The sequence below is a fragment of the Liquorilactobacillus satsumensis genome (assembly GCF_964065465.1).
In the GTDB taxonomy this organism is placed as follows: domain Bacteria; phylum Bacillota; class Bacilli; order Lactobacillales; family Lactobacillaceae; genus Liquorilactobacillus; species Liquorilactobacillus satsumensis.
Window position 1 is genome coordinate 1,122,925 of record NZ_OZ061606.1, and the last position, 25,287, is coordinate 1,148,211.

Sequence of the window (25,287 nt, forward strand, 5' to 3'; positions counted from 1 at the left end):
ACTCATAGCAAAGCACTCGCTATGTTCGTAATTTCAAGTTAGCACTCAAATTTTCCCGACTTATGTCACACTCTTTTTCTAGTTATTCTGCATAAACGTGTTCCATAAGTCAAAATTCTCCGTCTAACTTCGAATTACTCATAGCAAAGTACTCGCTATGTTCGTAATTTCGAGTTAGTACTCTAATTTTCCCGACTTATGTCACACTCTCTTTTGTTTTACTTATATAAACTAAACTATTGCAGCTAGATGACCAGCCGTTTTGTCTTTGATCTCAAAATTCCCTGAAAAGTTTGTCAATCTGTGTATACTCTGCCGGTGTTAGTTCAACATTTAGCGCACCAACATTATTTTGAACTTGTTCAGGTTTACGTGCCCCAGGAATCACAACACTTAACGCTGGGTTTTGTAAATACCATGCCAAAATGACTTGTGCAACTGTCGCTGCATGCTTTTGAGCCAATTCTTTAACCTGTACAAGTGCCGCGATAATCTGCCTGAATTGCGCTGGTGTGAAGCGCTCAAACTTATCCCGATCTGTAGCTTGATACTTCCCCGTCAACAGTCCAGAGGCAAGCGGATAATAAGGCACAAATGAAATCTGCTGCTCCTTTAAATATGGGAAAAGTTCCTTTTCAGCTGTACGCTGTACTAAGCTATAGTTATCTTCAACAAGATCCACTTCACCATTTTTATTAGCTTCTTTTAGCTGTGCTAGCGAAAAGTTTGAAACCCCAATCGCTCTAATCTTGCCTTCTTTTTTCAAGGCTGCAAGTGCAGCCACAGCTTCATCTTTAGGCGTTGTTTTATCAGGAAAATGGATGAAAAAAATATCAATGTAATCTGTGTGAAGTCTTTTTAGTGCTTGTTCAACTGCATTCTTTAAAAATTCAGGCTCATTATTGGGCTGATAATCTTTACGAACATCTTGGGCGGCCTTAGTTGCTAAAATTACTTGCGCACGATCGTACTCTTGCAACACTTCTCCGATAATTTCTTCCGAGCGGCCTAGACCGTACATAAAAGCAGTATCCAACAGCGAAATGCCTTCATCCAATGCCGTCTTAATAACCGCCTTCCCATCAGTATCTTTAAGTCCCTTAAAAAGATTGTGGCCCCCTACCTTGTTGGTTCCAAGACCAAGCTTAGGTGCAATTAAAACATCTGTTTTACCGATTTTAACGCTTTGACTTTGATTCATTTTTATTCCTCCTTTTGCCTCAAATTCTTTTTTAATTATAAAACAGTTTATCCGAAACAGACTGCGATTCTGCTCACTTAACGTAGATTGTCATAAAATGCGGTAACCAGCTGATTTTTGCCGGTAACTGTGGCCCCTCGTCCCCATCGATTCTGACTGAGACTGCTTGCTTTGCAACTGGTTTGATGATCACCTCTTTGATATCAAAAGAGGTCAGGGTACTTGAGCGCCGTAAGTTGCCTGTTAGCGCAAAAAAGCCATAATTCAATAATTTATTAATTTTCATATTATTAAGCATCGTAACATGCAGTCCAGCAGATGTTTTCCCCAAATACTGATAACCGCCTACATAATTGGAAGTTGTCATTAGACAGACCCAAACCTTTGCACGTAAAGAAAATGTTTGATTAAAAAATAACAATTCAGCGGATTGCCTTTTTCCAAGGTGCTTAAGTGCACTCCAACCATAGACTGCCAAGCCGAACTTTTGTTTTTGCCTTTGCTGAACATCATTTGAAAGCTCAGCAAGGCTCCCAAAAAGTAATGAACTAACAATCGCTGTGCCATTGCATTCACCAATATCAACCCGGCGTTGATTTCCCCGTAAAATAAGGTCAATGGCCGCCCTTGGTTCAAGTGGAATTTGCCATTTTTGTGCAAAATTGTTAACCGTTCCCGCTAGAATCAGCCCGACAGGAACTTGGGCGTGAGCATGTACAAGAGCCGTAGCAACAATGTTCAACGTCCCATCGCCTCCAATACAGACGATCTTTGCCAACTGCTTTTGTCGCAGCATCTCCTGCAAACCTACAATTGCTTCTGCTCTAGTTTTTGTGTTTAATTCAATAATCTGTGCGCCTTTTTGTTCCAGTTTTTGCTGCATCTCGACCGCAATCTGCTGTGCTTGACCATCGCCAGCATTCGAATTGAAAAAAAGCAAAGTTTTTTTCTCCATTTTTTTCCCACCTGTCATCGTTAATTTTATTTCCTATTTTCCTTAAATTCTAATTAAGTTATAGTTTTTAGCTGCTCTTTAACTTTAACATAAGTACGCCTTGTAACTATGGAAACTGTTTCAAACCCCACCAGAATTAATATTCCTTTTTTATTTTCTAAGGTGCGCCTAAAAATTGTTTTCAATAGATTAAATTTGGTGTACAATGTGGATAGCTCAGAGATCTTTGAAAGGTGGTATTAAAAGTGAGCAGAAAGAAAAACAAACAAAACCGGCATAAATTAATCGAATATGCCAATGGGCCTTCATTGGAGGAAATTAACGGCACCGTCACAGTCCCACGGGGAAAGGGCTTTTGGAAAACACTTTTCGCATATTCTGGACCTGGTGCTTTAGTCGCCGTTGGTTATATGGACCCAGGGAATTGGTCAACATCCATTACTGGTGGACAGAATTTCCAGTATCTTTTAATGTCCGTCATCTTGATTTCAAGTTTGATCGCGATGCTGCTGCAATACATGGCTGCCAAACTTGGTATCGTGAGCCAGATGGATCTTGCACAAGCCATTCGTGCACGCACAAGCAAGGGATTAGGCATTGTTTTATGGCTGTTAACTGAATTAGCCATTATGGCAACTGATATTGCCGAAGTTATTGGTGCCGCAATTGCACTTTATCTCTTATTTCATATTCCCTTGGTGATTGCCGTTTTCATAACCGTTTTTGATGTCTTGTTATTGCTCTTATTAACTAAAATTGGTTTTAGAAAAATTGAAGCCATTGTGGTCTGCTTAATTTTGGTTATTCTTTTTATCTTCATCTATCAAGTAGCACTTTCAAATCCAGATTGGGCAAGTATGTTCAAAGGTTTTATTCCAACTGGAAAAACAATTGCCAGCTCACCTAGCGTGGGAGGGCAAACTCCTTTAACCGGCGCATTAGGAATTATCGGTGCGACTGTAATGCCGCATAATCTGTATCTGCACTCTGCAATCTCGCAAACCCGTAAAATTGATCATAGCGATGAAGAAGATGTCGCTCGCGCAGTCCGCTTTACAGCTTGGGATTCAAACATTCAGCTGACAGCTGCCTTCATCGTAAATTCTTTATTGCTAATCATGGGGGTTGCTGTTTTCAAAACCGGCGCCGTCAAGGATCCCTCCTTCTTCGGTTTGTTCCATGCACTTTCCGATACTTCGATGCTTAGTAATGGTATTTTGATTGAGGTTGCCCGTTCAGGAGTTCTTTCCACCTTGTTTGCGGTGGCATTGCTTGCTTCTGGTCAAAATTCAACTATTACAGGAACCTTAACTGGTCAAGTTATTATGGAGGGCTTTGTCCATCTAAGAATGCCGCTTTGGTTACGTCGTTTAGTCACCCGCTTAATTTCTGTTGTCCCTGTTTTGATCTGTGTCATCTTGACGAGTGGAAAAAGCGACATTGAAGAACATACTGCCCTTAATACGTTGATGAACAATTCGCAAGTTTTCCTAGCCTTTGCGTTGCCATTTTCAATGCTGCCACTTTTGATGATGACCGACAGTCGAGCTGAGATGGGCGAACGCTTCAAAAATACATTGCTTATTAAAACCTTAGGCTGGATTTCCGTAATTGGACTGACTTATCTCAATATGACGGGGTTACCCGGACAAATCCAAGACTTTTTCGGTTCTAATGCTTCTAAGACTGAAATTGCACTGGCAAATGACATTGCCTATTTCTTAATCTTCTGTGTCCTTGCGTTACTGATCTGGACAGTCATTGACCTGTACCGCGGCAACAAACGTTTTGCTGCCGGTAAGACGGCTAAGCCCTTAGAGGATGAATAATTAGTTTGCAAATGATTTGAGCGAATGGAGATGTTGTACCATTGAAAAATCTTAAAAAAATTCTAGTTGGTGTTGATGATTCTGCAGATGCGCTGTTAGCTTTTGATTATGCTATTCAACGTGCCAAAGAAGAACATGCTGAACTCATCATTACCTCTGTTCTGGAAAGCAATGAGCTAAGTGTTTATCAAGCAATGGATAAAGATTACATTCATGGCGAACGTTCAGAATTAGAAGAGCACATTTTAGATTATCGAAAACAGGCCTTGGAAGCCGGCGTCAGTGCTGTACGAACTATAATTGCTGAAGGAAATGCCGGTGAAGCGATCGTAAAAGATGTTATTCCTAATGTGAACCCCGACTTATTAATCATCGGCTCTGCATCTAAAAAAGGAATTCGGCGTCACTTTGGCAGTCAGGCTGCATACATGGCAAAGTACGCTCCCATCTCTGTCTTAGTCGTAAGATAAAACAGCGTGCTCATTTTAAAAGAAAAAAAGATTATGCAATTGCGAATATTATTTCGTCTAGAAATTGTGTAATCTTTTTTTTAATAAACAGCCTTTCACTATGTTAGAATCAAGTGTAATAACTTTAAAAAAGGGAGTTAAAATTTTATGAGCTTACTGAAACTCAGTAACATTCACAAGTCTTACTTTCTGGGGAAAGAAGAAAGCAAGGTTTTAAATGGAATTGATCTTGAGTTTAATTCTGGAGAATTTGTTTCAATCCTAGGAGAATCCGGTGGCGGGAAGTCAACCTTGATGAATATTATTGGCGGACTTGACCGTGAATTTTCTGGGGAGTTACTTCTCAATAATGAAAAACTTGATCACCGAAAAGAAAAACAGCTAGATAACTACCGGCGAGGAACTATTGGTTATATCTATCAGTCATATAATCTTATCACCCACCTGACTGTTCTTGAAAACGTCATGGTGTCCCTTGATATGACGTCCCTTTCGCACACCGAGAGAGTCGCACGAGCTAAGCAATTGCTTGAGCAGGTTGGTCTGGGTGAACATTTAAAGAAACATCCTAATCAGCTTTCTGGTGGTCAAAAACAGCGTGTTGCAATTGCACGTGCACTCGCAAGTGACCCAGAAATTATTTTAGCTGATGAACCTACAGGAGCTTTAGATTCCAAGAATACACAAGAAGTTCTGGCAATTTTGAAAAAGATTGCTGCTGATGGCAAACTTGTTATTGCGGTGACGCACTCACAGGAAGTTGCAAATCACGGTACGCGAATTATCCATCTTGTTGACGGTCAGATTGATAGTGACGTTCGTTTAGGGGAACCTGATAGCCAAGACAAAACACCTGCAAAAATTGAGGCCCGCCCTTTACGTGCAGGTGCAAGTTACCTTTCTGCTTTTAAACACCTGCTGTATAATTTCAAACAGAATTCATTGATTATTATTGGAACGGCTATCGGCATCTTTGCGGTACTGCTCTTTTCAGGATTAGGTAATGGAATTAATTCATATATCCAAAATCAAGTCAATTCATTAGTAAATCCTCGATCAATGACTGTTTTAAGCAACCCTTCAGGCAAAAAGCTTTCAAATACAGAAGCACAGCAATCTATGCAAGAGTTCAGCCAAGATCCAACCAAATTTTTTATCTCGGATCAACAACTCACCCAGATAAAGAAAACCAAAGGCACCGCTTCAATTGAGCCAGGTTATCAGTTAGGGACCTACTCACTGAACTATCAAGGGAAAAATAGCAACTCGTCAGGAATCCAGAGCTACACTAAGGCATTTGCTGATAATAACCTAAAAAATGGTAATTGGCCTAAAAGCAACGAAATTGTAATTTCCAAACAACAAGCTGTGACACTTTTAGGGAACAACAACTATCGTTCACTAATAGGTAAAAAGATCGGGGTTGTCATCAACTGGCTTTCCGCCCAAGATACACCCGTTCAAGTAAAAACTGACCTGACTGTTTCAGGAATTACTGGTTCCAGCAGTGCCAGTGGGCAAGTTACCTTGCTTAATTACAGCAGTCTGCGTTCCTTGCTCAAAGATGCTGGGGCAAGAACCGAACCGAACTTTATTTCTGTCAACGCAAAAAATCTTGATAATGTAAACTCAGTTGCAAATAGTATTCGTAATCAAAAAATTAATGGCAAGCATGCCTTTGCAGTTATGACTGTGGGTGATTTGCTTAAAACCATTAACACCTATGTAAGTCTTGCATCAACGGTCTTGGCGGCAATCGCTGGTATCTCGCTTATCGTTTCAGTCCTCATGATTGTTGTTACAATGTACATGTCTGTAGCAGAGCGCACAAAAGAAATTGGAATCCTGCGTGCACTTGGAGAACGACGTAAGGATATTAGACGGCTCTTCACTGCAGAATCCTTAATGATTGGTTTCTTTTCAGCAATCTTTGCGCTCATAATTGCATGGCTTGCCAGTGCAGCACTTAATCACGCGCTCTATGGCTTAATCAAATTTAACATTGTGCAGATCAACTTAAGCAACGTTATCTTCGCGATCTTAGTTTCACTGTTTATTTCGTTAATTGCGGCTCTCTTGCCTGCTCGGAAAGCTTCGCGTTTGAACCCGATCGAGGCTCTGTCTGCAGAATAAAATAAACTGTTAAGTAATTCAGATAGGCAGCAATGTGCGTAATCAATGCTGTTTTTAAAGAACTTTCACGTTAATGCATTACAAAAAAGAGAGTGTGACATAAGTCGGGAAAATTTGAGTACTAACTCGAAATTACGAACATAGCGAGTACTTTGCTATGAGTAATTCGAAGTTAGACGGAGAATTTTGACTTATGGAACACGTTTATCCGAGTAAAGAGGGGCTATGACAAAATTTAACTTTTGTCACAGCCCTTTTTTGTATGGATAACCATGTTTCAACAGTCAAGATTTTCAGTCTAACTCAAATTTTGACAATTTATGTCACCCGTTTTAATTTTTTTAATAATTATTATTTATCCAGCTTCGCATAACTTCTGCTGCTTCCGCTATTTTCCACGCGAAAGGATGAAAGACACAAGCCATACCAGAATCACAGCTCCAATTATTGAAGGAATGATTGCCATTCCGGCTAATTGTGGTCCCCATGAACCAAGGATCGCTTCCCCGATTGCGGATCCTACTAAACCAGCTATAATGTTACTGATCCAGCCCATTGACTTGCCTTTACTTGTGATTGCCCCTGCAATCGCACCTATAATTGCACCTATAATCAAGACCCATAACCAATGCATACTCTAATCCCCCTAATTTCATAAAATAAACTGGCAATCTTCAAAAACGCAGATTGCTCAGTTTTAAAATTGACACATTTCAGTCAAAATAACCTTACTTTTTATCGATCTTTTTCTTTAGATCGTCGACGGTTTCTTTGACTGTGTCCTTAGCCTCTTCAAGTTTATCCTTAGCTTTGCCAAGAATTCCCTGTGCTTTTCCTTGGGCCTCACGTGTCTTGTCTCCAGTTGCCTTGCCCTCAACTTCTTTAGCTTTACCAGCAACCTGATCCTTTGTTCCCTCGACCTTGTTTTTTAAGCTCATCTTTGCATCTCCCTTCACTAATCACCTATTCAGGACATCAAGCAGGATGTTCAAAAAAGTGAGCTAATTTCCTACAACTTTAGTTTAACAAAGCACAATATTTTAAGCAATTTTTCTGCTTTTAACTTTCAAACTCCTTCAAGTTATCTTTTGTAGCCGGTTGTACTTGTTCCAACTTGCCTTGCACCATTATTCGGTTAGTTTCACCAGTGGTTGCGGTCAAACACGTCACGAGTGTCACCAGTTGCTGCTTTGGCACATCATCAATCCAGCTAACTTGATACTTATCAATCACTCTGCGCTCAACAAACCGATAACGATAAACTTTTTTGCCGTCAGTCAGCAAAATCTCCATCCCTACTTTAGCTTTTGCGAGTGGAGAAAATAAAATATCAGGGTTGCTCATATGATGTCCTGCTAATGCGTAGTTTCCTGTTCCCATTTTTTCAGCTGGTTTCATTGTCCCAGCACCACGCAGCAAGTTTTCATTATTGATGCCATAAAAGATTGGTAAACGCATTCCAATTTGTGGAATAGCAATTTTACCGATCATGCCTCCTTGAGTTTGAGCTGCTTTACTTAAGGTCGAAAGATCTGCCGCTTTAACACTTTTAAAATCAAAGTTTCCTTTCTTACGCATTTTTTTACTAATACTTTGTGGCTTTTTTTTAAGTTGACTAGTTGCTATTTCGCGAATAACAAAAGTTTTAATCTGCTCGTTAAAAATCAAAGCAATTCCAACCAGCAGCAAGCTGACTGCCAGTGCCCTTAACAATATTTTTTTATATTTTTTCAAGTTACTTCCCCGCCCATCATAGACTTCCTACTCTTACCAGTATTGTCGCACAAAAAAATATTTTTAACAAAAAAAGAGAGGGACAAAGAGCGTTTAGTTGGCTGTCTTTTGGTGCACATTTCAGCACTAGCTGTTTGGAAACAAAGAACACCAAAAAACAGGGCGCGCTTTTTGCCCCAAATCCACAACATTATCCGAATTTCCCTAAAAGCTCTTATGCTACTTGCCAACTGTTCTCAGAATCTGTTGCTAAGTAGTCGATCTTTGCATCTTAGGACTGCTAGAAAGAACACATAAAAAAGCCGCAACACTTAACTTGTTCAGTCTCAGTGCTGCGCTCTTTTTTATGATATTTTTATTACCAGACTACTTGCCCTTCAATTCTTTTCTTGCAAGAAAAGAATCATATAAGCGACTTTTTGAAAACTTAATCAGTTCCGTTACCAGTAGAATTGTAAACCCAATTCCGGCCGGCAATAACCAACCATAAAGAAAATCAATTGGTCCTGTGTGGAAAACTGCTTGCATAAAGGGAAGATAAATAATCCCTGCTTGCAATACAAGCAACAGTGCAATGATATAAAATGCCATCTTGTTTTGGAAAAAGTACTTTGAAAAAACAGGATGGTTATTCCGTAAATTGAAGAGATAGAAAATCTTACCAAAGATAATAATATTAAGCGTCATCGTACTCCCCATTACAGTGGACATTCCTTGATTCGTCAAGATTTCATAAGCAATCATCCCCATACTTGAGATCAAGACGGAAACATAAGCGATCTCGAAAACATCTGCTTTTGTCAGAATCCCACTGTTAATTGAGCGCGGTCCGCGAGCCATGATCCCGGTCTCTGCCGGTTCAAAGATAAACGCAAATTGAATCGTCAAAGCAGACACCATATTAATCCACAACAATTGTGTTGGATACAGCGGCATTGTTTGGTCCAACAGGATACTGAAAACAACGATTAGTCCTTCAGCAAAACTAGTTGGCAGCAAAAACCTAATCGTTTTTTTAATGTTGTCAAAAACATGCCGTCCTTCTTTAACTGCTGCAAGAATCGTCGTAAAGTTATCATCGGCTAATACCATATCGGCAGAACCCTTAGCAACATCAGTACCCTTAATTCCCATCGCAACCCCAATTTCTGCTTGCTTCAAGGCGGGAGCGTCATTAACACCGTCTCCGGTCATTGAAACAACATGGCCTCTTTGCTGCTGTGCTTTTACGATTTTCAGCTTATCACTCGGAGTCGTTCGGGCAAATACTGTATAACGATCAATTTGCTCTGCAAGTTCAGCTGCTGTCAATTTTTCGAGTTCCGGTCCCGTAATTGCTTTAAGATTTTCGCCCATCTCAAGCTTTTCAGCAATTGCTAGTGCTGTGTTAGGATCATCTCCGGTAATCATCTTGACTTTAATTCCAGCATAACGCAATTGTTTAATAGCATCTTTTACCTCACTGCGGGGAGGATCAATAATTCCCACCAAGCCCACAAGTTCGAAATTTTTCCCAATGTTTTCCGGAATCACTGCGGTACTATCAACCGCAACTTTCTGATAACCTAAGGCAACAACTCGTTTACCTTGTTTTGAAAGTTTTTCGATTTTGGTTTTCCAATAATCCTTATCTGGTGAAGCTCCTGCCTTTTCCATCAATTGCAGCAAAGTTTGCGGGGCACCTTTAACAAAAAGCAGTTTTTCCCCGTTTTGTGCTAGCAACCGGGCAGAGTAGCGAAAAGCAGAATCAAAAGGTAAAGAATCGACTTCATTGACCTCGGGTTCCTGACCGGTTAATTTATGGTACAACCCTGTTAAAGCTCCATCCGTTGGTTCTCCCGTCAAAATCCACTTGTTATTTTCTTGATGGAAACTTGCATCTGAGGTCTGACCTGCAATTTCAACTAACCATTTGATTGCAGGGAGCTGTTGCCACTGAACTTTTTCTCCAGCCGCATCATAGCCCACTCCTGTAACTTGATATTCTCCTTCTGGTGTGAAAATATCTGTCACGGTCATCTCGTTTTTAGTTAAAGTCCCCGTTTTATCCGTATTCACGATGTCAACTGCTCCTAAAGTTTCAACAGCTGGTAAGGTTTTGACGATCGCATTTTTTTGTGTTAGTTTGCGAGTTCCCATTGCTAAAACAACTGAGACACTTGCTGGCATTCCTTCTGGCATCGAACCTACAATCAAAGTGATAATTGAGATTAGCAGTGTTGGTAAACTGTAGATTTCAAGGTAAAAACCGAGTGCAAAAAGTAAGACTGCTAAGGCAACAATTGCCAGTGACAACGTAAGCCCTAATCGATTTAGATTATGCATCAATGGTGTAGGTCTGGTTTTAACGGTCGCCACATCTCTTTGAATCTGTCCGATCTGCGTATCCATCCCGGTCGCAACCACAACACCCATTCCAGTCCCACTTGTAACCGCAGTCGATGCAAATGCCATATTCGCTCGTTCGGCAAGCGGAACATTCTTGCCTGAGAGTGGTTCTTCAATCTTAGTTAATGGTTCCGATTCCCCTGTCAGATTTGCTTCTTGAATTTTCAAGTTATCTGCAGAAACCAGCCTCAAGTCCGCAGGAACCGCATCTCCTGCTTCTAAACTGACTAGATCTCCTGGAACAATTTGCTGCGCCGCTAATAGTTCTCTGCGACCCGAGCGCACTACATAACTGCGTGAAACCAGCAGTTCTTTAATTTTATCAAGTGCATTATCAGCAGAAATCTCTTGGAAGAAGCCGATGAAGGCATTCACAATAATCACAGCACTGATCACAATTGCATCCGGGTAGTGTTTCAGTATCAATGTCACACAGGCAGTAAGCGCCAAAATGTAAATAATACTATTGTTGAACTGCTTAAAAAACAAGATCCAATTAGAACGTTTTTGAATAAGCAACTCATTTTTACCATAACGGGTCAGCCTTTGCTGCGCTTCTTTTGCAGACAAACCCCTTTCAAGGTCCGTCTCAAACGCACGTGCTAGCTCTTGATCCGTCTTTTCCCAAAACAACGATTGCCTCTGGCCATCATTTTCACCCATGTGTTCGTGCGGTCCAGGTTTCTTCTCTTCCTGCATTCTTGTAATCATCCTTTCAATTCTTGCCTGAATATCACCAGCCGGTTGAAACACCAATTTCAACCGCGGCCTTTGTTTTTGATAATTTAATTATAGCGTATCTCTACATAACTTGAAAATTTTAGGTCGCTGATTTTCAAAATCTACTAAAATAAATAGACTAAAAGTTTACTCAATCCTTACATGGTGCATACAAACGCGTTACACTTCACGGCTATACTGAACGTGTATTTAACATAAAATTAGGGAGTGAGCAGATGGGTATTGAACTAGCTAGTCTTTCAAAGAGTTATGATGGTCAAAACTGGACATTAAAAAACATTAACGTCCAAATCAAATCAGGTGAATTTTTCACGATTGTTGGTCCTTCCGGTTGTGGAAAAAGTACTTTGTTAAGAATGATTGCCGGCCTCATCTCGATTTCTGATGGAACACTCAAAATCGATGATCAAGACGTCACTAACCTTCCTCCACAAGAACGCTCATTATCAATGGTTTTTCAAAATTATGCTTTGTTTCCCTTTCTAGATGTCAAATCAAATGTTGCTTTTGGCTTAAAAGCGCGAAAAATGCCTGCAGCTCAACTTGAACAACGTGTAGCGCACGCACTTGAACTTGTTGGTCTAAGTGAGCTAAAAGCACGTAAACCGCGCGAATTATCTGGTGGTCAACGCCAACGAGTCGCATTAGCCCGTGCAATTGCAAGTGACACAAAAATATGCCTGATGGATGAACCACTTTCGAACCTTGATGCACAGTTGCGCAGTAAAATGCGTTCAGAAATTCGTGAGTTGCAACAAAATCTTGGTATTACACTGATCTATGTGACCCATGATCAAGTCGAAGCAATGACAATGGCAGATAGAATTATGGTTCTACATGCACATGAGGTTCAACAGATCGGAACGCCTTCAGAGATTTACCAACATCCCGCAAACTCTTTTGTGGCACAATTTTTTGGCACTCCCCGAATGAACCTTCTAAGCGTACATTATTCAACAAAGAATCAACGTCATCTGCAAGTGGATCCGTTGCTTGATTATGTTTTGCCAATGGATATTGAAGAAGGAGACTACTTTGTTGGTGTTCGTCCTAATGCACTTGAGATCCACGCGACTGCGCAAGCTTCAAATGCCGCAATCAAGAACATTGAATACTTAGGTACACAGTCAATTATTCACGCATTATTGGATAACCAAGAAGAAGTTCGCATCACTACTGCCCAAAACAACACTTTCAGTCTTGGCGAACGGATTCAGATTCGTGCCACTGCTGCCTACTTTGTTTTTGATAATACGGGCAGGGCAATCTTTTTCAATAAGGGGGATGGCGAAGATGGACGCACCAATTACAAACAAACAGTCACAAACGCATTATAAGCCCAAAGGTAATAAGAAGCCTTTAACTGTTGGACTTTCGTACAAGAAAGAACTACGCGAACGTTTATATGCACTTGTTTTTTTAGGCCCTTCTTTACTCATCTTAACAATCTTTGTTTTTTTCCCAATGCTGCGCACCTTGTATCTCAGCTTTTTCTTAACCAATAGTGTTGGTAAGCCGACTGTGTTTATTGGACTCCAGAATTATTTCAGTTTATTAACTTCTACAGCTTACCTTCATAGTCTACAGGCAACTTTCATCTACGTCATTGCAGTTTCTTGTTTAACGCTCGTTTTAGGACTGCTGCTCGCACAAACAGCTTCCCAAAAAATTCGCGGGATTAGCTTTTTCCGAACTGTTTTCTCTGGAACCATGGGAGTCTCCGTTTCAGTTGCTGCCATTTTCTGGCTTTTCATGTTTAATCCTTCTGTGGGTCTTTTAGACCAACTTGCCAATCTTTTCCATCTACCCGTCATCAACTGGTTGACCCAGCCTGGGTGGGCCATGACAGCAGTCGTCATTTCGACAGTTTGGATGAATCTTGGCTTTACCTTTTTGATTTTCTTCGGAGCATTGCAATCTGTGCCCACTACCTTCTATGAAGCTGCACAAATTGAAGGAGTCTCAAAAAGATACCAGTTCTTTCACATTACACTTCCGATGATTTCACCGACACTTTTCTTTGTTTCCATTATTACTTTAATTGAATCGTTCAAAAGCTTCGGCTTAATCGATCTAATGACAGCCGGCGGTCCAGATAACGCAACCAATTTGCTTGTTTATCGTATCTATCAAGATGCTTTTTTGAGCGGTAATTACGGCCTGGCAAGCACTGAATCAGTTATTCTTGCATTGATGATTGCCTTTTTTACCTTCATCCAGTTTAAAGTCTTGGAAAAGAGAGTGAACTATTGATGAATAAAAATATTACCGGTCCTAATTTTCAGCGGCTAGGTCAACTTCTTGTCCTGATTTTATTGGCACTTTTCATTTTAATTCCGTTTCTACTTGGCTTTTGGACCAGCCTCTTACCAACAGCAGATATTTCTAAGGGTTCATTATGGAGTAGTCACATTTCATTAGACAACTACTACACCGCGATTACGCAAACTCCAATTATTCGATATCTATTCAACAGCCTTGTGATCTCATTTTTCACAATGGCTGCGCAACTGCTTTTTTGTTCAATGAGTGCCTATGCCTTTGTCTTCCTTGAATTCAAAGGGCGAAACACCCTTTTCTACGTGTTTTTAGCCACAATGATGCTGCCATTTGAAGCAGAGGTCATCCCAAACTTTGTGACAGTTCGTAATATGGGACTTTTGAATCACTATGCAGTTATGATTATTCCCTTCCTCACTTCAGCTTTCGGAACATTTATGCTACGGCAATCATTTTTACAAATTCCTGGTGAATTGAAAGAAGCATCAGAGATCGAAGGGCTGTCACACTGGCGTTTTTACGCTAGTGTAGTTATGCCTTATTCCCGGATCAGCCTTTTCACCCTTGCTGCTTACAGTTTCCTAGCCAGTTGGAACCAGTATCTCTGGCCAATGTTGACCACCTTTAGTGATGACTTTAGACCTGTCCAAGACGGTTTGCGCCAACTACAATCACAAGAATCATTCAATAACTGGGGGATGATCCAAGCAAGTGCTGCTATTGTAGTTATTCCAACTTTAATTGTGCTTTTCATTGGACAGCATTACTTTAAATCCGGTTTGAATGAAGGTGCTGTTAAATAATGAAAAAAATAAAGAATTTCCGCTACCGCCACTTGTTACTGCTTTTTTCCTTGTGTGCTGTCATCTTATCAGCGTTAACCGGCTGCACTTCTGCTAAAGCTGATAGCCGAATTCAAATCACTTTCTGGCATGAAATGACCGGCCCGGCGCAAGTTCAATTAACAAAATTTGTCAAGGAATTTAACCAGTCACAGAATAAGTATACGGTTGTTCCGCAGTTCGAAGGCAATTATAATGAAGCTGTGCAAAAGATTTTGAATACACATGGCACAAGTGCTTCTCCTGCTGTTTTTCAATCAATGGACATTTCTACCAGCCAAATTTATAGTAGTGGTTATACAACCCCAGTGCAGAAATTTATCACGGCGGATAATTATGATGTTAGTAAAATCTCGGCTGTTGCACGTGCCTTTTACTCTAAAAACGGGCAACAACTTTCAATGCCGTTTAACACTTCACAACCGGTTTTGTACTATAATGCTACGCTCTTAAAAAAATATGGGATTACACCCCCACCGGTTGATCCTAGTTATAGTGACATTACATGCGTTGCACAACAGCTCTATGAACGCTCTGGCAAAAAAGTTAAGGGACTAAGTGTTGAAATCTACGGCTGGCTTTTTGAACAATTTTTAGCTAACGCCGGAGAATCACTCGCTAACAATCAAGATGGACATGCTGGAACGCCTACCGCAGTTAACTTTACCGGAACAGCAGCCACCACAACCATGAAATGGATCCAAGAAAACATTAAACATGGTTCATTCATGAATTATGGTTCGGGTACAAGTGCATCTGCTAATGAAATGGCTGGTTTTCTTTCTGGTAAATTGGGGATGTTCCTCCAATCATCAGCTGATATTAGCCAGTTAACAGCGGGGATGAAAGATCAACTTGGGATCACCTACTATCCTCATCCAGATGGGCAAAAATCAAATGGCGTTTCCATTGGTGGTGCCTCTCTTTGGATCTCAAATGACAAATCGACCACCGTTCAACGCGGCGCGTGGGAATTTATCAAATATCTGATGAAGTCCCAAAACCAAGCAGCTTGGCAGGCAGCAACCGGCTACTTAGCGCTTAACAAGGATTCACAAAATGAACCTGTCTTGCAAAAACTCTATCAAAAAACTCCTGCAGCAAAAATTCCTAGTCAACAATTAGCACGAACCACCCCTAATAACACGAACTCAGGAATCTTTATGCAAGGCTTGATCCAGGAAAGGACCATCACTCAAACTGCGATGGAGCAAATCTACAATGGTAAAAGTGTAACTTCAGCACTGCAAGACGCTGAAAAACAGATGAATAGCTACGTTCAAACTACGAATAAGGCAAATAAATAAGCACAAAATCAATTAATAATGAGGAATGGTAAAATGACAACACAAACTTTAATTTTTGGTCACCGCGGATACCCAGCTAAATTTGCTGAGAACTCACTCGAAGGATTTCGATATGCAGTAGATCACAATATTGATGGTCTCGAATTTGACGTTCATTTAACCAAAGATAGCGTTCCTGTAGTCATTCACGATGAAACGGTTGATCGGACAACTGACGGCAAGGGAGAAATTAGAACCTTCACTTTCGCAGAGCTGCGGCAATTACATCTAACCAACGGAGAAGCCATTCCTTCACTAGAAGAACTCTTAACGACAGTAGCGACCTCAAATACTCAGCTTAATCTTGAGCTTAAAACTGACCAGATTGAGTACGAAAATATTGAAAAAATCGTGCTAGAAATGATCAGCCAAGCTCCACTTGTAAAACCTGTAATTTTTTCTTCTTTTAACCTTGAGACACTTAAAAAATGTCAAAAAATTGACGCGGCTCAACAATACTGTTGGTTAACGATGCATAAAGTTCCTGATGCTGCTACTTTTGTAAAAAAAGCAGGATTAGCGGGCTTGCATCTTCATCATCGGCAAGCTGACGAAGTGGTGCAACGTATTTGGACTATTAATGATACCTTTAAAATTCGGCATCTATTTAAACAAGGAGTTGCTGGTATTATTACCGATAATTTTGAAAAGGCCGGGAAAATTCGTGACAAGCTAATGACAAAACTAAATAGTTAGCACGCTTTCAGCTTTCTTTATGATGTCATTAGTGTGCATCACTTAGGTAATCTTTCAGTTAGTTCAAGTATTTTTGAAAAATGGCAGTCACCAAGAGAGTGTGACATAAGTCGGTAAAATCTGAGTGCTAACTCGAAATTACGAACATAGCGCGTACCTTGCTATGAGTAATTCGAAGTTAGACGGAGAATTTTGACTTATGGAACACGTTTATCTGGAATAAAAGAGAGAGTGTGACATAAGTCGGTAAAATTTGAGTGCTAACTCGAAATTACGAACATAGCGAGTACTTTGCTATGAGTAATTCGAAGTTAGACGGAGAATTTTGACTTATGGAACACGTTTATCTGGAATAAAAGAGGGACTGTGACAAAATTTAACTTTTGTCACAGTCCCTCTTTTATTACGCTTGGTTACCTTTTGGTCCGAACCTAATTTGTTTTACACATCCCAGAACGTGCCACAAGAATTCGTTCTCTTTTTCCGGCTTAAAGTAGGCTGACCGAAGTAACACAAATTTGTTTTTCATTACTTTTATGCTAATATTACTTTTAAAGTAACATCTGGAAAAGGAGGTGTCTTCTGTGGCTAATAATAGATTAAGTGACTTAATTCATATTCTCGTCTTTATCCATACCCACGAGCATCAAAAAAGCACAAGTGCATTAATCGCAAGCAGCATTAACACCAACCCAAGTTTAACCCGCCGCATGATGGGACAACTTAGAAAAGCTAGTTTGCTTGAAACTACTCAAGGAACTGCTGCACCCAGGTTAACCAAAGCTCCGGGTGAAATCACTCTTTTTGAGATTTATTTGGCTACCCAGCCCAAAGAGCCCTTATTAAAGGTTGATCACAATACTTCTAAAAAATGTGTGATTGGCAATTCAATGCCGCATGTTCTTAATAAATACTATCTGGAGGTCCAGCGAGCTGCTGAAGCACGTATGCAGCAAATTACACTTCAAGATATTATCACTGATGTCAAATCAAATATTGAATCTCAGCAACCAAAAACAGGCACCACAACTAATCCCAAAAGCAGCTTGACTTTTTAATCACCCTCTCATATAATGACATTAATTAGTTTTAGAAGGGACGGAACAGTATGGGAAAGTTCAAAATTGCCAACTTGAATAGTTCATGGCAAAGCCGGCATGGTGGATTGTAATTCGTGAAGAAACGGATACAATCTGGCAAACAGTTTGTATCTGTGCCGACTAACTTTCGTGTACATTAGGAAGTCCGCATGGGTCTAACACAGCGGGCTTCGGTTGCAAGGGCAAACCAAAACTCGTTGGTTTGCCCTTTTTATTTGCCCTCAGCTATCAGTTAAAAATAGGGGGAACACCATGAAAAGAATGTATACATTAATTGCAGCACTGATAATTTTTTTAGGAGTTGCATTTTTCACAACACAAAATGCTAGTAAAACGACTTCGTCAAATAAGGAAAAAATTCCAACAGTCGGTATCTTGCAGCTAGTCACCCACCCTGCCCTTGATCAAATTCATCAAGGTTTCGTTGCAGGCTTGAAGGAATATGGGTATGTTCCAGGGAAAAATATTAAAATCGATTTTCAAAATGCTCAAGGAGATCAGAGCAATTTGAAGACCATGAGCACAAAATTTGCAAACGAAAACGTTGATCTAGTTGCCGGAATTGCTACACCGGCGGCACAGGCACTCGCAAATTCCGTCTCTAAAAGCACTCCAGTGATTCTGGCAGGTATCACAGATCCTGCTGGCAGCGGCTTAGTAAAATCTGATAAGCATCCAGGTGGAAATGTCACCGGTACTTCTGGTGAATCTCCGCTACAAAAGCAACTGGAACTCTTAAAACAAATTGTCCCCAATGCAAAAACGATTGGAATTATCTACACTTCCTCCGACCATGGTGGCGCATATAATGCAAAGAAGTTTGCAAAACTCTGCCAACAAGCTGGTGTTAACTACAAACTATATACCATCTCTAGTACTAACGATATGCAACAAGTTGCGGAACAAATGACCTCTCAGGTTGATGCAGTCTATGCACCTCAAGATAATGGAGTTGCCTCAGCAATGAAAACATTGGTCAATGTCGCCAATCAGGCAAAGATTCCTGTAATTCCTTCCGCTGATACAATGGTCAAAGATGGCGGTCTTGCTTCATATGCAATCAGTCAAAAAGAACTTGGTAAAGTTGCGGGTGAAATGGCTGCACAGGTACTGCGAGGACGCAAAACTGCAACTTTCCCAGTTGCGTATGTTACTAAGGGGACGTATGTAATTAATCAAAAAGAAGCTAAGTTATTAGGAATTACGTTGCCAAATGAAATTGTAAAACAGGCTGAAGCGAAAGGAGAAGTCTTTAAATGAGTATGATTGTTTCAAGTATAGGTCAGGGCCTGTTGTGGGCTGTATTAGGCGTCGCATTATTTTTAACCTTCCGGATCTTGAATTTTCCAGACATGACGGTTGAAGGTACCTTTCCGTTGGGAGCGGCCACAGCAGTTGCTGCTATCAGTCATGGTGTCTCGCCACTTTTGGCAACTGCACTTGCTTTTTTAACAGGCGCACTCGCCGGACTTGTCACTGGTCTGCTCTATACTAAAGGTAAAATTCCCATTTTGTTAGCTGGAATTCTGGTAATGACTGCTTGTCTTTCCATTAACTTGCGGATTATGGGTGGTGCTAATATCTCTTTATTAGGTAAACAAACTGTTTTCAGCAACCACTTCCTCGAATCGCTACCTAAATACTTTGACAGCGTTACAGTCGGACTGATTATCATCGTGGTCGTCACAGCCGCTTTAATTCTGTTTCTTCAAACTGAACTAGGCCAAGCCTTTATTGCGACTGGTGATAATCCGATAATGGCAAATTCTCTCGGTATTAATACTGATAATATGACAATCATGGGCTTAATGGTCTCAAACGGTTTGATTGGCATGGGAGGTGCCTTCATCGCACAAAATAACGGCTACGCTGACGTCAACATGGGCATTGGGATCATCGTAATTGCTTTAGCCTCGATCATTATTGGCGAGGTTGTTTTCGGTGAATTAACACTGAATCAACGTTTAGTTGCCGTTACACTTGGAAGTATTCTCTACCGTTTCGTTTTATTGATTGTCTTGCAATTAGGCTTTAGTACCAATGATCTGAACTTATTGTCTGCCGTAATCCTCGCAATTTGTCTGATGCTTCCCAAGCTAAGTGCATTGTTAGGACTCGACCATATTATTTCTAAGGGGGCAGCAATCCATGGTTCAAAATAAACCTTTACTTTCACTAAAAGAAGTTGTCGCTTATGTTAATCCAAATACTCCTGCACAAACCGCACTGTTGAATCAGCTAAACCTTGAAATCTTTGAAGGCGACTTTATCACAGTTATTGGACCAAATGGGGCTGGAAAATCTACCTTATTCAACACTATTGCTGGTAGTATCCCGGTTGGCAGTGGTCAGCTTCTCCATCATGGTCGCAACATTGCAAAAGAAAATGTTGTCCAAAGATCACAATTCATAAGTCGTGTTTTCCAAGATCCTAAGATGGGAACAGCTCCGCGCATGACAGTTGCAGAAAATCTGAACCTTGCGGCTAAGCGCGGTGACAACCGTACGCTAAAATTGCGCGGACTTAAGAAAAAACGCCAATTATTCAAGAAACTGACAGCCTCAATGAATAATGGACTCGCAGATAAGCTTGATGTTGCTACTGAAAATCTTTCAGGCGGGCAGCGACAAGCACTTAGCTTCTTAATGGCAATTATCAAGCGCCCTGAGCTGCTCTTACTTGACGAACATACCGCTGCACTTGATCCTAAAACCAGTGCACAGTTAATGGAACAAACCAATCGGAATATCACAGAACAAAAATTAACTTGCCTGATGATTACCCATCGGATGGACGATGCCTTAAAATATGGTAATCGACTCGTTGTCCTTGATAAAGGTAAAATTACCTTTGATGTCAGCGGTGAACAAAAGAAAAAGCTAACTAAAGAAGATCTTCTCGCATTATTCAGCGAAATCGAATAGAATATATATCACATAAACATGTTCTAAGGGTAAAGCTAAGGGGCTGTGACAAAATTTAACTTTTGTCACAGCCCCTCTTTTATTCCGGATAAACGTGTTCCATAAGTCAAAATTCTCCGTCTAACTTCGAATTACTCATAGCAAAGTACTCGCTATGTTCGTAATTTCGAGTTAGCATTTAAATTTTCCCGACTTATGTCATACTCTCTTAGCTTTATCTTTAATATTTAATATCCGAATTAACAGTTACTAACGATTTTAAAATCTACCGTACTTTAACTTTATGCCAAAGCGTTAACGATTGCATTATTAAACGCAGGGATGTCATCTGGGGTACGGCTTGTGATCAAGTTGTGGTCTGTCACAACAGGCTCGTCTCTGACCACGCCGCCTGCGTAATAAAGATCAGATTGAACAGTCTGATATGCAGTTAATTCACGGCCCTTAACAAGTCCAGTTTGAATAAAGAGCTGCGGTCCATGGCAAATTGCAAAAAGTGGTTTATCTGCCAAAAGAAAGTGCTTCGTAAATGCCACAAAGGCTTCATCAGCCCGCAACTGATCAGGAGAAAAGCCCCCTGGCAATAGCAAAGCATCAAAAGCGGTCGGTTGCACTTCGTTAATGTTTTTGTCAACTTTAATCTCAGTTCCATGTTTTCCAGTAACTACTGTTTTCCCGGCGGGGCTAATTGTGGTAATTGTATGTCCTGCCTTTTTCAAAGCTTCAACCGGAGCGGTATATTCTACATCTTCCACTAAATCGGTTACTAATACTGCAACTTTACTCATTAAAATTCCTCCTTGCAGGTCTTTGTCTACGGTTACAACTATAGCAAGCAAGGTTAGTTAATTCAATTGATCAGCTTGTGCCTGAAAAAGCAATGTTTGTCAGTTCTGCAATTATAGTCTACAATGACGGTGATATCTAAAACGTTTTTAAAAATTCCGGAGGTGTTTTTAATGAAGATCGGTTTTATTGGCGGCGGACATGTTGCCCAAGTATTAGCTTCACTGTTTATTAACGCAGGACATTCTGTAGTGCTCACAAACAAACATGGCCTAGATAGGTTAAAACCAGTAATTCAACGCCTAGGTGCGCGGGCTGAGGCTGGAAATCTGGCTGAGGTTGCACGCCAAGAACTGATTGTGCTCGCACTTCCTTACAAAGCAATTTTTGAACTCGATCAAACCCTATTCAATGGGAAAGCGGTCGTAGATGCAACAAATTATTTCCCCCATCGGGATGGAGAATTTGAACAGCTTACCCGCCATCAACTTGCTAGTTCGGAGCTGGTCGCACATCATTTTAAAGGTGCTAAAATTGTCAAAGCTTTCAATACCATTCCTGTTGCTAACCTTGAAAATTTGGCTAGAAATGTTAGTGATGACAAACGCATTGCACTGCCAATTGCGGGTGATTCACAGGTTAAGGCAACTGTTTCCGACTTGATTAAGCAAATTGGCTTCACGCCCTATAATGTTGGCGATTTAAAGGATAGTTTGAAGTTTCAGGCTGATACACCGTTGTTTCTTTTTTCAGGAAATCGTAATGAGTTGACGGCAAAATTCGCAAAATAATAACTAGAAGTGCCGACAACCAGCGTTCAGCCGCCGTAGACTAAGGCCTGAATTACAAAGTAACCCGGGTTTGGTTACACGTAATTCAGGCTTAGGCACAGGAAGCTGCTGGGTGGAGCACGTTATGAAAGAAGTGCCGACAAGCATCGTTAGCCTTTGAGCACTAACAACAAATTACAAAATAGACGGGTTGTGTCTATGCGTAATTTGAAGTTAGGCGCAAAAGTCTGGTGCTTGGAGCACGTTAAGAAGAAGTGCGTAAAAAGGCGCTAGGTTTTGAGGCTTAGCGTCGGATCACAATGGTAACTGACCTTGTTACCGGTGTGATCCATGCTAAACACAAAAACCTGCCTTTTGGAGCACGTTAAAGAAGTGCCGACAAGCATCGTTAGCCTTTGAGCACTAACAACAAATTACAAAATAGACGGGTTGTGTCTATGCGTAATTTGAAGTTAGGCGCAAAAGGCTGGTGCTTGGAGCACGTTAAAGAAGTGCCGACAAGCACCGTTAGCCTTTGAGCACTAACAACAAATTACAAAATAGACGGGTTGTGTCTATGCGTAATTTGAAGTTAGGCGCAAAAGGCTGATGCTTGGAGCACGTTAAGAAGAAGTGCCGACAAGCACGTTAGCCTTTGAGCACTAACAACAAATTACAAAATAGACGGGTTGTGTCTATGCGTAATTTGAGGTTAGGCGCAAAAGTCTGGTGCTTGGAGCACATTAAGAAGAAGTGTGTAAAAAGGCGCTAGGTTTTGAGGCTTAGTGTCGGATCACAATGGTAACTGACCTTGTTACCGGTGTGATCCATGCTAAACACAAAAACCTGCCTTTTGGAGCACGTTAAAGAAGTGCCGACTTCCAGCGTTCAGCCGCCGTGGACTAAAGTCAGAATTATAAAGTAACCTGGGTTTGGTTACGCATAATTCTGGCTTAGGCACAGGAGGTTGCTGGTTGGAGCACATTAAAGAAGTGCCGACACCCTGCGCTCATTAACAGCACTGAATTCAGTTGGTGCTGCCGGCTTAAAAGTTGCATCTAAAGCTTGACTGCTCATAAATAAAGGGCTGTGACAAAAGTTAAATTTTGTCACAGCCCCTCTTTTATTCCGGATAAACGTGTTCCATAAGTCAAAATTCTCCGTCTAACTTCAAATTACTCATAGCAAAGTACTCGCTATGTTCTTAATTCGAGTTAGCACTCAAATTTTCCCGACTTATGTCACACTCTCTTATTTCGTAATATATAAATCATCGTACTCCAATATCAGTCTTTGTCAGTCAAATACGAATTTCCATAGTTAAATTCGCTTGACGTTTCTTATTCGTTGGCTTAAAATAATCCGCAATTCTTTTTATATATTTAATTAAATTTTTATTTTCTCGCAATTTCAGTGATATTTACGCATTAATTCAGCCAAATGGACCTGTTGTGTGACAAATTCATGTGTTCGACAAACATAGTCATTTTCTCTCCCAATTTTAGCAATATACCCGTTTATGTAATCTACTTCTGTGGGCCTTCCCTTGGAAAAGTCTTGGTACATTGAAGGATAGTGATATTTATACTCGTGACTAATCGTCGTAACAGAATCAATCTCTTCTTGCCTGGTTTCAATCAGATGAATCCCCGCCCGTTCACAAGCATCATAGGCTTCGTTGAAAAGTTGCTGGGCCATTTTGGGAACACCCTCATACTCAATAAATTGACCCATTTGAACTTCAAACATCGTACATAACGTGTTAACCACCGCGTTGAAAACTACTTTTGACATGCACATCCCTAAGTAATCTGCCGCAAAGATTGGTCCCAGAGAAGCTTTCTCAAAATCAGCAATTACTTTCTGCGTTACTGGGGTGGGTTCCTTTCCAGCATATTGTGCAATGTGCATTTGTTCAGTTCCCTTAGCTCCCATAAAGTCAACATTTGCGGGCCCATCAAGACGTGTTGCGATCATCGCTGTCCCACAAATAATCTTTTCAGCGGGAAAATATTGCGCAATTTTTTCAAAATGTCCCATTCCATTCATAGCAGAAAAAACAGCTTGGTCGTCATGGAATAAGCCTGCTGCTGCATCCCGCTTTAATTCATCTTCAAGTTGCATCTGCTTTTTAAAAATAATCCAAACATCAGGATGCCCTTGATACTCCTCTGGATAATAAATGTTAATCGGAACTAACCGTCTATTTTGATGATCACGTGCAACTGAGACTCCGCCCTGTTCACGCACCTTTTCAACATTGGGTTCCCATGTATCGATAAAGTCAACGTCTACCCCTGCATTTTCCTGCAGCATTACGCCATAGCGATATCCCATCGCACCTGCACCAATTACACCATATTTCATTACAAACACCCCTTTTTGTTATTTTAAAGCAAAAAGCACCCTTGGTTACTTAACCAAGGGTGCTTTGACAGCACGGTACCACCTTTTGTTTTTGACCATCTTCGCAGATCGCCACTTACTGTGTAAGATACACACGCACTTTAATGGATGCTGCCCATCTTACCTCGAAAAGTAAGATCAATGAACAAATCTTCCCTTCTTCAGTTCTGACACTTTCCCAACAAACAGTGCTTTCTTGGCAAAACTGAAAAACTACTAACTTCGTTCATAGCATGATCATTTAATGTAGCTAGTCTACACTTTTTTAGCATTTTTTGTCAACCACTTTTTAATTATTTACTAATTTTGCCAAAATTCTTTCTTTTCTTAAGCTACAGGGTTCGATTTAATAATTTTTTTCAAAAAAAAGATTGACTATTAGATTTTTAAGCGTTAAACTGCGTATAAATTAAAAACGAATGAGATAAAACGTGTGGAAAAGAACTTTTGTTACCCTGCAAATGATCAGCGAGCCTGAATTGATGAGAGCAGGTATTTGACGGTAATAAAAAATCATCTTGGAGCGATGCAGGCAAAAGCAGTATGAGTAGCTTGCGGTGGGTGCACCCATTATAGTGCTGACGAATTGATTTTGAGTTCGAAGAGGTTCACAATCGTGAATGAAAAAAGGTGGTACCACGCGTCAGCGTCCTTTAGACAATTTTATTTTGTCTAAGGGACTTTT

Annotated in this window: 21 protein-coding genes; 13 read left to right on the top strand and 8 right to left on the bottom strand. The window is 40.6% G+C overall.

The window, feature by feature from the left end; all coding sequences use genetic code 11:
* Positions 1 to 274: 274 nt before the first annotated feature.
* Positions 275 to 1,201: an aldo/keto reductase gene (locus AB3Y88_RS05320; protein WP_056961070.1), complete on the bottom strand. Its 927-nt coding sequence runs from the start codon at positions 1,199 to 1,201 to the stop codon at positions 275 to 277.
* Between the two features lie 73 nt (positions 1,202 to 1,274).
* Complete coding sequence (locus tag AB3Y88_RS05325; RefSeq protein WP_228887986.1) at positions 1,275 to 2,156, bottom strand: diacylglycerol kinase family protein; 882 nt, start codon at positions 2,154 to 2,156, stop codon at positions 1,275 to 1,277.
* 245 nt (positions 2,157 to 2,401) lie between these two features.
* Here AB3Y88_RS05325 and AB3Y88_RS05330 point away from each other — a divergent pair, with 245 nt between their 5' ends.
* The 3 genes from AB3Y88_RS05330 to AB3Y88_RS05340 all read left to right on the top strand — a co-directional run bounded on the left by AB3Y88_RS05330 (position 2,402) and on the right by AB3Y88_RS05340 (position 6,588).
* Positions 2,402 to 3,985, top strand: coding sequence for an Nramp family divalent metal transporter (locus AB3Y88_RS05330; protein WP_156653519.1), 1,584 nt, complete (start codon positions 2,402 to 2,404; stop codon positions 3,983 to 3,985).
* Positions 3,986 to 4,026: 41 nt separating this feature from the next.
* A complete protein-coding gene (locus tag AB3Y88_RS05335; RefSeq protein ID WP_056961073.1) occupies positions 4,027 to 4,455 on the top strand; it encodes a universal stress protein in 429 nt (142 codons plus the stop codon).
* Between the two features lie 147 nt (positions 4,456 to 4,602).
* Positions 4,603 to 6,588, top strand: a complete 1,986-nt coding sequence (locus AB3Y88_RS05340) for an ATP-binding cassette domain-containing protein (protein ID WP_056961074.1) — start codon at positions 4,603 to 4,605, stop codon at positions 6,586 to 6,588.
* A 388-nt stretch (positions 6,589 to 6,976) separates the two neighbouring features.
* Here the strand turns inward: AB3Y88_RS05340 and AB3Y88_RS05345 are convergent, their stop codons facing one another.
* The 4 genes from AB3Y88_RS05345 to AB3Y88_RS05360 all read right to left on the bottom strand — a co-directional run bounded on the left by AB3Y88_RS05345 (position 6,977) and on the right by AB3Y88_RS05360 (position 11,373).
* Entirely contained in the window at positions 6,977 to 7,222 is a 246-nt protein-coding gene (locus AB3Y88_RS05345) for a GlsB/YeaQ/YmgE family stress response membrane protein (protein WP_056961075.1), read from the bottom strand.
* A 94-nt stretch (positions 7,223 to 7,316) separates the two neighbouring features.
* On the bottom strand, positions 7,317 to 7,526 hold the full coding sequence (locus tag AB3Y88_RS05350) for a CsbD family protein (protein WP_054758046.1): 210 nt from the start codon (positions 7,524 to 7,526) through the stop codon (positions 7,317 to 7,319).
* Positions 7,527 to 7,647: 121 nt separating this feature from the next.
* Complete coding sequence (locus AB3Y88_RS05355) at positions 7,648 to 8,322, bottom strand: class A sortase (protein WP_367293406.1); 675 nt, start codon at positions 8,320 to 8,322, stop codon at positions 7,648 to 7,650.
* Between the two features lie 366 nt (positions 8,323 to 8,688).
* Positions 8,689 to 11,373, bottom strand: a complete 2,685-nt coding sequence (locus AB3Y88_RS05360; protein WP_261909499.1) for an HAD-IC family P-type ATPase — start codon at positions 11,371 to 11,373, stop codon at positions 8,689 to 8,691.
* 293 nt (positions 11,374 to 11,666) lie between these two features.
* On the opposite strand from AB3Y88_RS05360, the gene AB3Y88_RS05365 reads away from it, so the two are divergent.
* The 9 genes from AB3Y88_RS05365 to AB3Y88_RS05405 all read left to right on the top strand — a co-directional run bounded on the left by AB3Y88_RS05365 (position 11,667) and on the right by AB3Y88_RS05405 (position 20,640).
* On the top strand, positions 11,667 to 12,788 hold the full coding sequence (locus AB3Y88_RS05365) for an ABC transporter ATP-binding protein (RefSeq protein ID WP_056961077.1): 1,122 nt from the start codon (positions 11,667 to 11,669) through the stop codon (positions 12,786 to 12,788).
* Positions 12,745 to 13,704 (top strand): carbohydrate ABC transporter permease, encoded by a 960-nt coding sequence (locus AB3Y88_RS05370; RefSeq protein WP_082610488.1) that lies wholly within the window; start codon positions 12,745 to 12,747, stop codon positions 13,702 to 13,704. Before AB3Y88_RS05365 ends, AB3Y88_RS05370 begins: the two co-directional genes overlap by 44 nt.
* Complete coding sequence (locus AB3Y88_RS05375; RefSeq protein ID WP_228887985.1) at positions 13,704 to 14,534, top strand: carbohydrate ABC transporter permease; 831 nt, start codon at positions 13,704 to 13,706, stop codon at positions 14,532 to 14,534. The genes AB3Y88_RS05370 and AB3Y88_RS05375 overlap by 1 nt, the downstream gene beginning before the upstream one ends.
* Complete coding sequence (locus AB3Y88_RS05380; protein WP_228887984.1) at positions 14,534 to 15,880, top strand: ABC transporter substrate-binding protein; 1,347 nt, start codon at positions 14,534 to 14,536, stop codon at positions 15,878 to 15,880. Before AB3Y88_RS05375 ends, AB3Y88_RS05380 begins: the two co-directional genes overlap by 1 nt.
* A 33-nt stretch (positions 15,881 to 15,913) precedes the next feature.
* Complete coding sequence (locus tag AB3Y88_RS05385; RefSeq protein ID WP_054758043.1) at positions 15,914 to 16,615, top strand: glycerophosphodiester phosphodiesterase family protein; 702 nt, start codon at positions 15,914 to 15,916, stop codon at positions 16,613 to 16,615.
* Positions 16,616 to 17,199: 584 nt separating this feature from the next.
* Positions 17,200 to 17,673 carry an Rrf2 family transcriptional regulator gene (locus AB3Y88_RS05390; RefSeq protein ID WP_054758016.1) on the top strand — a complete coding sequence of 158 codons (474 nt, stop codon included), beginning with the start codon at positions 17,200 to 17,202 and terminating at the stop codon, positions 17,671 to 17,673.
* A gap of 294 nt (positions 17,674 to 17,967) precedes the next feature.
* Positions 17,968 to 18,975 (top strand): tryptophan ABC transporter substrate-binding protein, encoded by a 1,008-nt coding sequence (trpX, locus tag AB3Y88_RS05395; protein ID WP_056961079.1) that lies wholly within the window; start codon positions 17,968 to 17,970, stop codon positions 18,973 to 18,975.
* Positions 18,972 to 19,877 carry an ABC transporter permease gene (locus AB3Y88_RS05400; protein WP_228887983.1) on the top strand — a complete coding sequence of 302 codons (906 nt, stop codon included), beginning with the start codon at positions 18,972 to 18,974 and terminating at the stop codon, positions 19,875 to 19,877. The genes trpX and AB3Y88_RS05400 overlap by 4 nt, the downstream gene beginning before the upstream one ends.
* Positions 19,864 to 20,640 (top strand): ABC transporter ATP-binding protein, encoded by a 777-nt coding sequence (locus AB3Y88_RS05405; protein WP_228887982.1) that lies wholly within the window; start codon positions 19,864 to 19,866, stop codon positions 20,638 to 20,640. The genes AB3Y88_RS05400 and AB3Y88_RS05405 overlap by 14 nt, the downstream gene beginning before the upstream one ends.
* A 281-nt stretch (positions 20,641 to 20,921) precedes the next feature.
* Here the strand turns inward: AB3Y88_RS05405 and AB3Y88_RS05410 are convergent, their stop codons facing one another.
* Positions 20,922 to 21,428, bottom strand: a complete 507-nt coding sequence (locus AB3Y88_RS05410) for a type 1 glutamine amidotransferase domain-containing protein (protein WP_056961082.1) — start codon at positions 21,426 to 21,428, stop codon at positions 20,922 to 20,924.
* Positions 21,429 to 21,599: 171 nt separating this feature from the next.
* Here AB3Y88_RS05410 and AB3Y88_RS05415 point away from each other — a divergent pair, with 171 nt between their 5' ends.
* Positions 21,600 to 22,217, top strand: coding sequence for an NADPH-dependent F420 reductase (locus AB3Y88_RS05415; protein ID WP_228887981.1), 618 nt, complete (start codon positions 21,600 to 21,602; stop codon positions 22,215 to 22,217).
* Between the two features lie 1,389 nt (positions 22,218 to 23,606).
* Here AB3Y88_RS05415 and AB3Y88_RS05420 read toward each other — a convergent pair.
* Positions 23,607 to 24,563: a ketopantoate reductase family protein gene (locus tag AB3Y88_RS05420; RefSeq protein WP_056961084.1), complete on the bottom strand. Its 957-nt coding sequence runs from the start codon at positions 24,561 to 24,563 to the stop codon at positions 23,607 to 23,609.
* Positions 24,564 to 25,287: the final 724 nt, after the last annotated feature.